This is a genomic window from Pseudomonas sp. NC02 (assembly GCF_002874965.1).
Taxonomy (GTDB): Bacteria; Pseudomonadota; Gammaproteobacteria; order Pseudomonadales; family Pseudomonadaceae; genus Aquipseudomonas.
The window spans coordinates 6,718,232-6,730,925 of record NZ_CP025624.1; the positions used below are offsets into that span (position 1 = coordinate 6,718,232).

Below are 12,694 nucleotides of genomic sequence, written 5' to 3' on the forward strand. Positions count from 1 at the left end.
GACATGACCCACAGCACCGGCACCCTGTACATCATTTCCGCCCCATCGGGCGCGGGCAAAAGCAGCCTGGTCAAGGCCCTGACCGACGCTGACGAGCAGATCCGCATCTCGGTATCCCACACCACCCGCGCCATGCGCCCGGGTGAAGTGAACGGCGTGCACTACCACTTCGTCGAGCGCACCGAGTTCGTCAAGATGATCGAGCACGGTGATTTCCTCGAGCGCGCCGAGGTCTTCGGCAACCTCTACGGCACCTCGCAAAGCCACCTGCAGCAGACCCTGGACGAAGGCCACGACCTGATCCTGGAAATCGACTGGCAGGGCGCCGAGCAAGTGCGCCAGTTGATGCCCAAAGCCCGCTCGATCTTCATCCTGCCGCCTTCGCTGGAAGCATTGCACCAGCGCCTGACCAATCGTGGCCAGGACAGCGACGAGATCATCGAAGGTCGCATGCGTGAAGCCGTCAGTGAAATGAGCCACTACGTCGACTACGACTACCTGATCATCAACGACGATTTCGCTCACGCGCTGGACGATCTGAAAGCGATTTTCCGCGCCAATCAGCTCCAGCAAAAGCGTCAGCAGCAGCGTTTCGGCAAATTATTGGCCGAACTGCTCGGCTGATTGGCTCTTCCCAAAACCGCTGCAGGGGCTTTACATTGGCACTTGTAGCGCGTTTGCGATGGCCTGCGAAAAATCAGCGCTTCCCTAAACGCTGGTGATTTTTTAAACTGTTCAGTCCGCTCGCCCAACCGGGCAGCGCGCATATTGCATTCGCTCCGAGGAATACCATGGCCCGCGTAACCGTTGAAGACTGCCTAGAACACGTGGATAACCGCTTTGAGCTGGTCATGCTCTCTACCAAGCGTGCCCGTCAACTGGCCACTGGCGGCAAAGAGCCCCTGGTCCAGTGGGAAAACGACAAGCCTACCGTTGTAGCCCTGCGTGAAATCGCTGAAGGCCTGATGAGCTACGAGTTCATCGCCAACGCCGAAATCGTTGAAGACGAACCGCTGTTTGCAGCGTTCGAGGACGAGTCCAACGAGGCCGTCTAAGCCTATGCCTGGTCGACGTAGCACGGCGCGGGGTCACAGCCAACGGCAGGAGTTAATACTTTGCCGAGCATAGACGCCCTCGCCGATCGCTTATCGACCTACCTCGGCCCAGACCAGGTCAACCTGGTCCGCCGAGCGTATTTCTACGCCGAACAAGCCCACGACGGCCAACGCCGCCGCAGTGGCGAGGCGTATGTCACGCATCCTCTTGCCGTGGCCAATATTCTTGCCGACATGCACATGGACCATCAGAGCCTGATGGCCGCGATGCTGCATGACGTGATCGAAGACACCGGCATTGCCAAGGAAGCGCTCAGTGCGCAATTTGGCGAAACCGTGGCCGAACTGGTCGACGGGGTCAGCAAACTGACCCAGATGAACTTCGAGACCAAGGCCGAAGCCCAGGCGGAAAACTTCCAGAAGATGGCCATGGCCATGGCCCGGGACATCCGGGTGATCCTGGTCAAGCTGGCCGACCGGCTGCACAACATGCGCACGCTGGAAGTGCTGTCCGGTGAAAAACGCCGGCGCATCGCCAAGGAAACCCTGGAAATCTACGCGCCCATCGCCAACCGGCTGGGCATGCACGCCATTCGTATCGAGTTCGAAGACCTCGGCTTCAAGGCCATGCACCCGATGCGTTCCGCGCGCATCTACCAGGCAGTGAAACGCGCCCGGGGCAATCGCAAGGAAATCGTCAACAAGATCGAAGAATCCCTGAGCCATTGCCTGGCGATCGATGAGATCGAGGGCGAGGTCAGCGGCCGGCAGAAACACATCTACGGCATCTACAAGAAGATGCGCGGCAAGCGCCGGGCCTTCAACGAGATCATGGACGTGTACGCGTTCCGGATCATCGTCGACAAGGTCGATACCTGCTACCGCGTGCTGGGTGCTGTACATAATTTGTACAAGCCCCTGCCGGGACGCTTCAAGGATTACATCGCGATTCCCAAGGCCAACGGCTATCAGTCGCTGCATACCACGCTGTTCGGTATGCACGGGGTGCCGATCGAGATCCAGATCCGCACCCGCGAAATGGAAGAGATGGCCAACAACGGCATCGCCGCCCATTGGCTGTACAAATCCACCGGCGACGAGCAGCCAAAAGGCACCCATGCCCGCGCCCGCCAGTGGGTCAAGGGCGTGCTGGAAATGCAGCAACGTGCCGGCAACTCCCTGGAATTTATCGAAAGCGTGAAGATCGACCTGTTCCCGGACGAGGTCTACGTGTTCACGCCCAAAGGCCGGATCATGGAGCTGCCCAAAGGCTCCACGGCGGTCGACTTTGCCTACGCGGTGCACACCGACGTGGGTAACAGCTGCATAGCCTGTCGGATCAATCGTCGACTGGCCCCGCTGTCGGAACCGCTGCAAAGCGGCTCCACGGTGGAGATCGTCAGCGCACCGGGCGCGCGCCCGAACCCGGCCTGGCTCAACTTTGTGGTCACCGGCAAGGCTCGCACCCACATCCGTCACGCCCTGAAACTGCAACGCCGTTCCGAGTCCATCAGCCTGGGCGAACGCCTGCTGAACAAGGTGCTCAACGGCTTCGACAGCTCACTGGACAAGATCCCGGCCGAACGCGTGCAGGCGATGTTGCACGAGTACCGCCAGGAACTGATCGAAGACTTGCTGGAAGACATCGGCCTGGGCAACCGCATGGCCTATGTGGTCGCGCGCCGCCTGCTGGGCGAAGGCGAACAGTTGCCAAGCCCCGAAGGCCCGCTGGCGATTCGCGGCACCGAAGGCCTGGTGCTCAGCTACGCCAAGTGCTGCACGCCGATCCCGGGCGACCCGATTGTCGGCCACTTGTCCGCCGGCAAAGGCATGGTGGTGCACCTGGACAACTGCCGCAATATCAGTGAAATCCGCCACAACCCCGAGAAATGCATCCAGCTTTCGTGGGCAAAGGATGTCACTGGCGAATTCAACGTCGAGCTGCGGGTCGAGCTGGAACACCAGCGCGGCCTGATCGCCCTGCTGGCCAGCAGCGTGAACGCGGCCGACGGCAATATCGAGAAAATCAGCATGGACGAACGCGATGGCCGCATCAGCGTGGTCCAACTGGTGGTCAGCGTGCACGATCGCGTGCACCTGGCCCGCGTGATCAAGAAACTGCGCGCCCTGACCGGGGTCATCCGCATCACCCGCATGCGCGCCTAGCCCATCCATTACAAGGAGTCATTCATGACCAAGACTGTTATCACCAGCGACAAGGCACCAGCAGCAATCGGTACTTATTCCCAGGCGATCAAGGCGGGCAATACCGTCTACATGTCCGGCCAGATTCCACTGGACCCAAAAACCATGGAGCTGGTTGAAGGCTTTGAAGCCCAGACCATCCAGGTCTTCGAAAACCTGAAGTCGGTTGCCGAAGCTGCGGGCGGTTCGTTCAAGGACATCGTCAAACTGAACATCTTCCTCACCGACCTGAGCCACTTCGCCAAGGTCAACGAGATCATGGGCAAATACTTCGAACAGCCGTACCCTGCCCGCGCCGCCATCGGCGTTGCCGCCCTGCCAAAGGGCGCGCAGGTTGAGATGGACGCCATTCTGGTCATCGAGTAAAACATCCGGCGCAGCGCTTCCACGGGAAGGCTGCGCCGAATTGGTTCTTGGAAGGATTTCGTAATGCGCAAAGCGCTCGTTGCCTCTTCGTTGCTCGCCCTGTTGCTCGGCGGCTGCGCCAGCAATCCCGCCGACCTGGATGTGAGCGGCACCTGGATCAACCAGGCCGCCATCGACGCGGCAGCCAAGGGCGGCCCTTTGCGTGAAGCCCTGCAGAGCTATGGTCCGAACCTCGAATGGGAGGTGAACACCAAAGCGTCCCAGGCCCGCTACTACAACGGTTTTGAAGTAGCTGAAGGCAAATTGCTGGGTGAAAAATCCGGCGCCTGGAGTGTCGATTTCTACGGCAGCTCCGCCACTGAACTCAAGCGTAAAGGCAAGCTGCTGCTGCAAGGGGCCAATGATAACGAGCCCGAGCAACTGTTCGCCCGTGCCAAGGATCCAGCCCCCGAAGGCGCGCCACTGGGTGCCAACTTCGAACGCACCCTGTACGCCGCCTACATGGGCGGCACCTGGAAAATCAGCAGCGGCACTGGCGAAGGCGCCACCGTACAGTTCCAGGCCAATGGCCAGGTGACCGGCTTGCCCGGCGCCGATCAGTACTCGCTGTGCCTGGCGGGCGATTGCGCCTCCATGAGCGGCGGCTACGACAGTATCTGGCTACAGTTGAACGGCCAGGGCAACCCGTGGATCTTTGCGCGCAAGGGCAAGCAACTGGAGATCTTCCAGGCGATCAACACCGCCCAGGCCGACGAGGTACCCTCGTTTACCCCCGGGCCACGACAGTGGTTGCTGGAAAAACAGTGACGCAAAAAAGGAGCCCTCAGGCTCCTTTTTCTTCACGCCGCGATCAACCCTCCAGGATCGCCGCATACCCTTCGCGATAACTCGGATAACGCGGCACCCAGCCCAACGCCTTGGCCCGGGCGTTGCTGCACTGCTTGCTACCGGCGCGTCGCACGCTGGCGTTCTCGGCCCATTCGGTCACGCCAAGGTACTCGCGCAACCAGGCAACCACCTCGGCCAGCGGGGCCGGAGCATCGTCAACGCCGATGTAGCACTTATCCAGCACACCCCCCTGCTCCACGTGCTGCAGCAAAAACGCCAGCAAACCCGCCGCGTCATCCGCGTGAATCCGGTTGCCATATAAAGGCGGATCAATCGCCACGCGATAGCCCTGGCGCACTTGGCTCAACAACCACTCCCGACCTGGACCATAAATCCCGGTAAGGCGCACGACACTGGCGGGAATGCCGCTATCCAATGCCACTTGCTCGGCTTCCAGCATGACTAGGCCGGAATAACCGCCTGCCTTGGTCTCGGAGCTTTCGTCGACCCACTCACCGTTCTGCTGCCCATACACACTGCTGCTGGACACAAACAGCAGGTGCTTGGGCTCCTGGCCGTAGTCGTTCAGCCACTCCAGCACATGCCGCAACCCTTGCACGTATGCCGCACGATAACCCGCCTCGTCGTGATCGGTGGCGGCCGCGCAATACACCAGGTAATCCACCCCGCCCACCGGCCAGGTATCGGGGCAGTCTTCATTGAACAGGTCGCCGGCAATCCCGATAACGCCCTTGGGAAGGCGCGAAATATCCCGCCGCAGGCCATGAACCTCCCAGCCCTGGGCCAGCAATTGGGTGGCCAGACGGCTACCGACATCGCCGCAACCGGCAATCACCACAGAAGGCGCAGACATCACAAAACTCCGTTCTTAAAGGTCAAGGTTAGCCCCCGCAGATGACCAGCGGCCAGCAAAACGACAAATAAAGTAACTGTATTACTTCTGTTAACAAGAATTACTTGCAATAATAACCGCCCATTTGTCCTCGACCCGTTACGGTCTGGAAGGACGCTCACTCATTTTTTTCTCTCAGGTCCGGCCAGCATGACACGCAATACATCCCCCGCTTCGCCAACCAAGCCTCACAGCCCATCCCGCGCCTGGCGTGCGATTGCTGCAGTGCTGTTCAGCGTCCTGCTGGCACCGACCGCCGCGTTCGCCGACAACACCGCGCCGGCCGCCCCGCCTGCAGCGAGCGCGCCAGCTACAGAGCAAAACGCTCCTGCGCCAGCCGCCGCACCGGCCGCGACCGACCCGGCCCTGGCCGCCGAAGGCGCACCGGCTGACGAATCCGGCGTCGTGCTGGAAGAAGACAACAGCCTGGGCATGGCCCACGACCTGTCGCCGTGGGGCATGTACCAGAACGCTGACATCATCGTGAAGATCGTGATGATCGGCCTGGCCATCGCTTCGATCATCACCTGGACCATCTGGATCGCCAAGGGCTTCGAACTGCTGGGCGCCAAGCGTCGCCTGCGCACTGAAATCGTCCACCTGAAAAAAGCCACCACCCTGAAAGAAGCCAGCGAAAGCGCGGCGAAGAAGGGCACCCTGGCGCACCTGCTGGTTCACGACGCACTCGAAGAGATGCGCCTGTCGGCCAACACCCGTGAAAAGGAAGGCATCAAGGAACGCGTCAGTTTCCGTCTTGAGCGCCTGGTTGCCGCCTGCGGTCGCAACATGAGCAACGGCACCGGCGTGCTGGCCACCATCGGTTCCACCGCGCCCTTCGTCGGCCTGTTCGGTACCGTATGGGGCATCATGAACAGCTTCATCGGCATCGCCAAAACCCAGACCACCAACCTCGCCGTCGTGGCGCCCGGCATCGCCGAAGCCCTGCTGGCAACCGCACTGGGCCTGGTTGCCGCGATTCCTGCGGTGGTGATCTACAACGTCTTCGCCCGTTCGATCGCCGGCTACAAGGCTCAGGTATCGGACGCTTCGGCAGAAGTCCTGTTGCTGGTCAGCCGTGACCTCGATCACCTGCCTTCCGAGCGCAGCTCGCAACCGCATATGGTGAAAGTGGGGTAATCGGCCATGGGCCTGCATTTGAATCAAGGCGACGACGAGCTCGTCGAGAACCACGAAATCAACGTCACGCCGTTTATCGACGTGATGCTGGTGCTGCTGATCATCTTCATGGTGGCTGCACCGTTGGCCACCGTGGATATCAAGGTCGACCTGCCCGCTTCCAGCGCGAAACCTGCGCCGCGGCCGGAGAAACCGATATTCCTCAGCGTGAAGGCGGACCAGCGTCTGTTCCTGGGCGAAGAAGAAGTCAAATCCGACACCCTGGGCGCGGTGCTCGACGCCAAGACCCAGGGCAAGAAAGACACGACCATCTTCTTCCAGGCCGACAAGGGCGTGGACTACGGCGACCTGATGAGCGTGATGGATGCCCTGCGGGCGGCCGGCTACCTCAAGGTAGGCCTGGTCGGACTTGAGACGGCAGCCAAGAAATGATCACGACGCGCCACAAACTGACGCGTTATGGCACCAGCCTCGCCGTCGTGCTGGGCGTCCACGCCGTCGCGATCATCATCGCGCTCCAGTGGTCGGCGCCACATATGGTCCAGCTGCCTCCGGCCGCCATGGTCATCGACCTGGCACCGATGCCGGCGCCACCACCTCCGGCCCCGCCGAAGGTGATCACGCCGCCACAGCCGCCTGCGCCAGTCGAAGAGCTGCCATTGCCGAAACTGGCCGAGGCACCTAAGCCGACGATCCAGGTGCCAAAGCCGGTCAAGCCCAAGCCAAAACCACAGCCGCCCAAGCCTGTGGAGAAGAAGCCCGATCCGCCCAAGGAAAAACCTTCCGAAGAGCCGCCGAGCGAAACTCCGCAGAACAACGCGCCTACGGAAAAATCCGCCCAGCCACAACCGGGCCCTTCACCGCAGCAGATCGCGGCCAAGGCCACCTGGGAAAGTACCCTGCTGGGCCACCTGCAGAAGTACAAGAAGTACCCGCCGGGCGCCCAGGCGCGTGGCAAGGAAGGCCTGAACCGCCTGCGTTTCGTGGTGGATGCCGATGGCAACGTGCTGTCCTACGAACTGGTGGGCCGCTCCGGCAACGCCGACCTGGACCGCGCCACCCTCGACATGATCCGTCGTGCCCAGCCGCTGCCCAAGCCACCGGCCGACATGTTGAAAGGCGGAAGCATCGAGATCGTTGCACCGTTCGTTTACAACATCGAAAAACGTCGCCGCTAAACCCTACCGTGGGCACTCTCGGGTGCCCACGGCTGCTGTTCCCTCCCCGCGCATCACCGCAACCTGAACCGGGCTTGAACGAGTCAACACCTAACTCGATCTTCACTTGTAACACTTAAAGACAACGCTAATTATCCGCGAATAGTTCTCATTAGCGGACATTCGGCATGCCCAACCTTGCCCGGCTGGCTCTCCTCCTATTGGCTTTACCCGTCGCTGCACAGGCGGATCAGCTGGTCACCCTGGTCATTCAGAACCACACCTTCAGCCCCTCGACGTTCGAGGTGCCGGCCGGTGAGCGCTTTCGCATTCAACTCACCAGCCACGATGAAAGCGTCGACGAGTTCGAAAGCTACGACATGAAGTTCGAAAAAATCATCGTCCCCGGCAACACCATCACGGTGTTTGCCGGCCCGCTGCATCCCGGCACCTACACCTTCTTCGATGACTACCACCCCGACCAGGCCAAAGGCACGGTCACCGCCGTCGCGGCCAAGGAGTAAGCCATGCTGGCCTGTCTGTTGATCGTGTTTCGAGAAGTGCTGGAAGCCGGGATTGTGGTGGGCATCGTGATGGCCGCCACCCAGGGCCTGGCAAGACGTGGGCTGTTCATTGGCGGCGGAATCGCAGCCGGCGTGCTCGGTGCCGGCATCTTGGCGCTGTTTACCGGCGCAATCACCCAGGCGCTGCAAGGCTTCGGCCAGGAAATTTTCAACGCGGCCATCCTGGTGGTCGCCGTGGTCATGCTGGGCTGGCACAACTTATGGATGGCCAGTCATGGTCGCGAGCTGGCGACCCAACTGCGCAGCGCAGGCAATTCAGTACTCAAGGGTGAAAAATCACTCTGGGCCCTGGCCGTGGTCATCACCGTGGCCGTGCTGCGCGAAGGCTCGGAAATCGTGCTGTTCCTCTATGGCATCGCCGCATCCAGCCAGACAGACCCACTGTCGATGTTGGCCGGCGGCGTGCTCGGCATCGTCGCCGGCGCCGCGCTGTCCTGGCTGATGTACCGCGGCCTGGTCGCCATCAGCCTCAAGCGCCTGTTCTCGATTACCGGCTGGATGATCGCCTTGCTTGCCGCCGGCATGGCTGGCCGGGCCGCCGCGATCCTCGCCGGTATCGACCTGATTCCCGCCTGGGGCTACCAGCTCTGGGACACCTCCTGGCTGGTCTCCGATGGCAGCCTCACCGGCCGCGCATTGACCGCGCTGGTGGGCTACACCGACCGACCTCTGGGCGTTCAATTGGTGGCGTGGCTCGTCACCCTCTCGCTCCTGGTGCTGGGTAACCGTTTACTGCATTCACGCCCGACACAATCACATTAACCGCCCCAGGAGCCCCACCATGAAACACCTGCGCAACCCCTTCGCCGCCGCACTGCTGCTCGTCAGCGCCGTGGCCGCTTCCTCCCTCGCCCAAGCCCGCGAATACCCGATTGGCGGACCGGTGCAGATCAATGACATGGAGATCGCCTCCTCGTACCTGGTGGGCATCGAAATGGCGCCCATGCCGCCAGGCATGGTGATGAGCAAGGACTCGGTACACCTTGAGACCGATGTGCACGCCACCGCCGACAACAAATACGGCCTGTCCAACGGTGAGTGGGTGCCCTACCTGACCATCAGCTACTCACTGGTCAAGGAGGGCTCGCCCGACTACAAGGAAATCGGCACGCTGTTGCCGATGGTGGCCAAAGACGGCGCCCACTACGCCAACAACGTGAAAATGGACGGCCCCGGCACCTACACCGTGGTGCTGCGCTATGAAAGCCCACAGATCAAGGGCTTCTTCCACCATGTAGACAAGGAAACCGGCGTGCCTGAATGGTGGGCTCCCTTCACCGAAACCTTCACCTTCAAGTACCCGCAAAAGTGAAATACGGGGCGGCGATACCCGATTAACCGGTGTCGCGGCCCCTACGCTGTCTGATAACGTGCGTCTATCGATTGCAGCCGGTATGCTTGGCCCGCAACCTCATGGACGCCCGCTATGACTCTTACAGAATTACGCTACATCGTTACCCTCGCCCAAGAGCAGCACTTCGGCCACGCGGCCGAGCGTTGCCACGTCAGCCAGCCGACGCTGTCGGTGGGTGTGAAGAAGCTTGAAGACGAACTCGGTGTGCTGATTTTCGAGCGCAGCAAAAGCGCCGTGCGCCTGACGCCCGTCGGCGAAGGCATCGTCGCCCAGGCCCAGAAGGTTCTGGAACAGGCCCAGAGCATTCGCGAGCTGGCCCAGGCCGGCAAGAACCAACTGACCGCCCCGCTGAAAGTCGGCGCCATCTACACCGTCGGCCCGTACCTGTTCCCGCACTTGATTCCGCAACTGCACCGCGTCGCGCCGCAGATGCCGCTATATATCGAAGAAAACTTCACCCACGTGCTGCGCGACAAACTGCGCAACGGCGAGCTGGACGCGATCATCATCGCCCTGCCGTTCAACGAGGCGGATGTGCTGACGCTGCCGCTCTACGATGAGCCGTTCTACGTGCTGATGCCGGCGTCCCACCCATGGACGCAGAAAGACACCATCGACGCGGGCCTGCTCAACGACAAGAGCCTGCTGTTGCTGGGCGAAGGCCATTGCTTCCGCGACCAGGTGCTGGAAGCCTGCCCGACCCTGACCAAGGGCAACGACGGCGCCAAGCACACCACCGTGGAGTCCAGCTCCCTGGAAACCATTCGCCATATGGTCGCCTCCGGACTGGGTATCTCGATCCTGCCGCTGTCGGCGGTCGACAGCCATCACTACGCCCCCGGCGTGATCGCCGTGCGCCCACTGACGCCGCCGGTACCGTTCCGCACCGTGGCGATTGCCTGGCGTGCGAGCTTCCCGCGTCCGAAAGCGATTGAAATCCTCGCCGACTCGATCCGCCTGTGTTCGGTGGCCAAGCCGCCTGCTGCGAGCTAATTAACGGTATGACTGAGCTGTCGCAGGTATCGGTGACGGCACTCAAGGGTGTCGGGGAGGCCATGGCCGAGAAGTTGGCCAAGGTCGGGCTGGAAAATCTCCAGGACGTGCTGTTCCACCTGCCCCTGCGTTACCAGGACCGCACCCGCGTGGTGCCCATCGGCCACTTGCGTCCTGGGCAGGACGCCGTGGTTGAAGGCACCGTCAGCGGCGCCGACGTGGTCATGGGCAAGCGCCGCAGTTTGGTCGTGCGCCTGCAAGACGGCACCGGCGGCCTGAGCCTGCGCTTCTACCACTTCAGCAACGCCCAGAAGGAAGGCCTCAAGCGTGGTACCCGCGTGCGCTGCTACGGCGAAGCCCGGCCCGGCGCTTCGGGGCTGGAAATCTATCACCCGGAATACCGCGCGATTACCGGCGACGAACCGCCGCCGGTAGACACCACCCTCACGCCAATTTACCCGCTCACCGAGGGCCTGACCCAGCAGCGCTTGCGCCAACTGTGCATGCAGACTCTGACGATGCTCGGGCCAAAAAGCCTGCCCGACTGGCTGCCCCAGGAACTGGCGCGCGACTATCAACTGGCGCCGCTGGATGATGCGATCCGCTACCTGCATCACCCACCCGCCGACGCCGACGTCGACGAGTTGGCTCTCGGTCATCACTGGGCCCAGCATCGCCTGGCGTTCGAAGAACTGCTGACCCATCAACTGTCCCAGCAGCGCCTGCGCGAGAGCATGCGTTCGCTGCGCGCGCCGGCCATGCCCAAGGCCAAGCGCCTGCCTGCGCAATACCTGGCCAACCTGGGGTTTGCACCGACGGGCGCCCAGCAACGGGTCGGCAATGAAATCGCCTACGACCTGAGCCAGAAAGAACCGATGCTGCGGCTGATCCAGGGTGACGTGGGCGCGGGTAAAACCGTGGTCGCCGCCCTCGCCGCGTTGCAGGCCCTCGAAGCCGGCTATCAGGTGGCGCTGATGGCGCCCACCGAGATTCTCGCCGAGCAGCACTTCATCACCTTCAAGCGCTGGCTCGAACCGCTGGGCCTGGAAGTCGCGTGGCTGGCCGGCAAGCTCAAGGGCAAGAACCGCGTAGCCGCCCTGGAGCAGATCGCCGCCGGCGCCCCGATGGTGGTGGGCACCCACGCGTTGTTCCAAGACGAAGTGAAGTTCAAGAATCTGGCGCTGGTGATCATCGACGAACAGCACCGCTTCGGTGTGCAGCAGCGCCTGGCCCTGCGCCAGAAAGGCGTGGGCGGCCGCATGAGCCCGCACCAGTTGATTATGACCGCCACACCGATCCCACGCACCCTGGCCATGAGCGCCTACGCCGACCTCGACACTTCGATCCTCGACGAACTGCCGCCGGGCCGAACGCCGGTCAACACCGTGCTGGTCACCGACACCCGCCGCGTCGAAGTCATCGAACGGGTGCGCGGCGCCTGCGCCGAAGGCCGTCAGGCGTATTGGGTGTGCACGCTGATCGAAGAATCCGAAGAGCTGACCTGCCAGGCCGCCGAAACCACCTATGAAGACCTCACCAGTGCCTTGGGTGAACTCAAGGTCGGGCTGATCCACGGTCGCATGAAGCCGGTGGAAAAGGCCGCGGTAATGGCCGAGTTCAAGGCCGGCAACCTGCAATTGCTGGTGGCGACCACGGTGATTGAAGTCGGCGTCGACGTCCCCAACGCCAGCCTGATGATCATCGAGAACCCCGAGCGCCTGGGCCTGGCGCAACTGCACCAATTGCGCGGCCGCGTCGGCCGGGGCAGCGCCGCCAGCCACTGTGTGCTGCTGTACCACCCGCCGCTGTCGCAGATCGGTCGCCAGCGCCTGGGGATCATGCGCGAAACCAACGACGGCTTCGTGATCGCCGAAAAAGACCTCGAACTGCGCGGCCCCGGCGAGATGCTCGGCACCCGCCAGACCGGCCTGCTGCAATTCAAGGTCGCCGACCTGATGCGCGATGCCGACTTGCTGCCCGCCGTGCGCGACGCGGCCCAGGCGTTACTGGAGCGTTGGCCGGAACACGTCAGCCCGCTGCTGGATCGCTGGCTGAGACATGGGCAGCAATACGGCCAAGTGTGACGGCTGACTCACTTAGAC

14 protein-coding genes are annotated in these 12,694 nt (G+C 62.2%); 13 read left to right on the plus strand and 1 reads right to left on the minus strand.

Translation table 11 applies throughout. The features are described from left to right. Positions 1 to 3 precede the first annotated feature (3 nt). The 5 genes from gmk to C0058_RS31770 all read left to right on the plus strand — a co-directional run bounded on the left by gmk (position 4) and on the right by C0058_RS31770 (position 4,433). The gene (gene gmk / locus C0058_RS31750; protein WP_003213284.1) at positions 4 to 624 is read left to right on the plus strand and encodes a guanylate kinase; all 621 of its coding nucleotides are present in this window, start codon (positions 4 to 6) and stop codon (positions 622 to 624) included. Between the two features lie 167 nt (positions 625 to 791). Further along, positions 792 to 1,055, plus strand: a complete 264-nt coding sequence (gene rpoZ / locus C0058_RS31755; RefSeq protein WP_003176920.1) for a DNA-directed RNA polymerase subunit omega — start codon at positions 792 to 794, stop codon at positions 1,053 to 1,055. A gap of 60 nt (positions 1,056 to 1,115) precedes the next feature. Next, the gene (gene spoT / locus C0058_RS31760) at positions 1,116 to 3,221 is read left to right on the plus strand and encodes a bifunctional GTP diphosphokinase/guanosine-3',5'-bis pyrophosphate 3'-pyrophosphohydrolase (protein ID WP_008439435.1); all 2,106 of its coding nucleotides are present in this window, start codon (positions 1,116 to 1,118) and stop codon (positions 3,219 to 3,221) included. A 24-nt stretch (positions 3,222 to 3,245) separates the two neighbouring features. After that, positions 3,246 to 3,626 carry a RidA family protein gene (locus tag C0058_RS31765; RefSeq protein ID WP_003213288.1) on the plus strand — a complete coding sequence of 127 codons (381 nt, stop codon included), beginning with the start codon at positions 3,246 to 3,248 and terminating at the stop codon, positions 3,624 to 3,626. A gap of 63 nt (positions 3,627 to 3,689) precedes the next feature. Further along, entirely contained in the window at positions 3,690 to 4,433 is a 744-nt protein-coding gene (locus tag C0058_RS31770) for a hypothetical protein (RefSeq protein WP_003213290.1), read from the plus strand. A gap of 43 nt (positions 4,434 to 4,476) precedes the next feature. Here the strand turns inward: C0058_RS31770 and C0058_RS31775 are convergent, their stop codons facing one another. After that, positions 4,477 to 5,328 carry an SDR family oxidoreductase gene (locus C0058_RS31775; protein WP_102370162.1) on the minus strand — a complete coding sequence of 284 codons (852 nt, stop codon included), beginning with the start codon at positions 5,326 to 5,328 and terminating at the stop codon, positions 4,477 to 4,479. A 189-nt stretch (positions 5,329 to 5,517) separates the two neighbouring features. On the opposite strand from C0058_RS31775, the gene exbB reads away from it, so the two are divergent. The 8 genes from exbB (at position 5,518) to recG (ending at position 12,676) form a co-directional block, all read left to right on the plus strand. After that, a complete protein-coding gene (gene exbB, locus C0058_RS31780; protein ID WP_087693713.1) occupies positions 5,518 to 6,504 on the plus strand; it encodes a tonB-system energizer ExbB in 987 nt (328 codons plus the stop codon). A gap of 6 nt (positions 6,505 to 6,510) precedes the next feature. Next, on the plus strand, positions 6,511 to 6,936 hold the full coding sequence (exbD, locus tag C0058_RS31785) for a TonB system transport protein ExbD (protein ID WP_003213296.1): 426 nt from the start codon (positions 6,511 to 6,513) through the stop codon (positions 6,934 to 6,936). Further along, positions 6,933 to 7,682 carry an energy transducer TonB gene (locus C0058_RS31790; protein WP_003213297.1) on the plus strand — a complete coding sequence of 250 codons (750 nt, stop codon included), beginning with the start codon at positions 6,933 to 6,935 and terminating at the stop codon, positions 7,680 to 7,682. Before exbD ends, C0058_RS31790 begins: the two co-directional genes overlap by 4 nt. 167 nt (positions 7,683 to 7,849) lie before the next feature. Next, positions 7,850 to 8,185: a cupredoxin domain-containing protein gene (locus tag C0058_RS31795; protein WP_003213299.1), complete on the plus strand. Its 336-nt coding sequence runs from the start codon at positions 7,850 to 7,852 to the stop codon at positions 8,183 to 8,185. 3 nt (positions 8,186 to 8,188) lie between these two features. Next, positions 8,189 to 9,007 (plus strand): FTR1 family protein, encoded by an 819-nt coding sequence (locus C0058_RS31800; protein WP_008439439.1) that lies wholly within the window; start codon positions 8,189 to 8,191, stop codon positions 9,005 to 9,007. Positions 9,008 to 9,026: 19 nt separating this feature from the next. After that, a complete protein-coding gene (locus tag C0058_RS31805) occupies positions 9,027 to 9,557 on the plus strand; it encodes an iron transporter (protein WP_087693714.1) in 531 nt (176 codons plus the stop codon). 114 nt (positions 9,558 to 9,671) lie between these two features. Beyond that, the gene (locus C0058_RS31810) at positions 9,672 to 10,592 is read left to right on the plus strand and encodes a hydrogen peroxide-inducible genes activator (protein WP_003213305.1); all 921 of its coding nucleotides are present in this window, start codon (positions 9,672 to 9,674) and stop codon (positions 10,590 to 10,592) included. Positions 10,593 to 10,600: 8 nt separating this feature from the next. After that, complete coding sequence (gene recG / locus C0058_RS31815; RefSeq protein ID WP_003213306.1) at positions 10,601 to 12,676, plus strand: ATP-dependent DNA helicase RecG; 2,076 nt, start codon at positions 10,601 to 10,603, stop codon at positions 12,674 to 12,676. Positions 12,677 to 12,694: the final 18 nt, after the last annotated feature.

Bases quoted from the DNA above. Each gene is read 5' to 3' on its own strand.
- C0058_RS31765 (WP_003213288.1), top strand. From the start codon at position 3,246: ATGACCAAGACTGTTATCACCAGCGACAAGGCACCAGCAGCAATCGGT.
- gmk (WP_003213284.1), top strand. From the start codon at position 4: ATGACCCACAGCACCGGCACCCTGTACATCATTTCCGCCCCATCGGGC.
- exbD (WP_003213296.1), top strand. From the start codon at position 6,511: ATGGGCCTGCATTTGAATCAAGGCGACGACGAGCTCGTCGAGAACCAC.
- C0058_RS31800 (WP_008439439.1), top strand. From the start codon at position 8,189: ATGCTGGCCTGTCTGTTGATCGTGTTTCGAGAAGTGCTGGAAGCCGGG.
- C0058_RS31805 (WP_087693714.1), top strand. From the start codon at position 9,027: ATGAAACACCTGCGCAACCCCTTCGCCGCCGCACTGCTGCTCGTCAGC.
- C0058_RS31810 (WP_003213305.1), top strand. From the start codon at position 9,672: ATGACTCTTACAGAATTACGCTACATCGTTACCCTCGCCCAAGAGCAG.
- exbB (WP_087693713.1), top strand. From the start codon at position 5,518: ATGACACGCAATACATCCCCCGCTTCGCCAACCAAGCCTCACAGCCCA.
- rpoZ (WP_003176920.1), top strand. From the start codon at position 792: ATGGCCCGCGTAACCGTTGAAGACTGCCTAGAACACGTGGATAACCGC.
- C0058_RS31790 (WP_003213297.1), top strand. From the start codon at position 6,933: ATGATCACGACGCGCCACAAACTGACGCGTTATGGCACCAGCCTCGCC.
- C0058_RS31775 (WP_102370162.1), bottom strand. From the start codon at position 5,328: ATGTCTGCGCCTTCTGTGGTGATTGCCGGTTGCGGCGATGTCGGTAGC.
- C0058_RS31770 (WP_003213290.1), top strand. From the start codon at position 3,690: ATGCGCAAAGCGCTCGTTGCCTCTTCGTTGCTCGCCCTGTTGCTCGGC.
- recG (WP_003213306.1), top strand. From the start codon at position 10,601: ATGACTGAGCTGTCGCAGGTATCGGTGACGGCACTCAAGGGTGTCGGG.
- C0058_RS31795 (WP_003213299.1), top strand. From the start codon at position 7,850: ATGCCCAACCTTGCCCGGCTGGCTCTCCTCCTATTGGCTTTACCCGTC.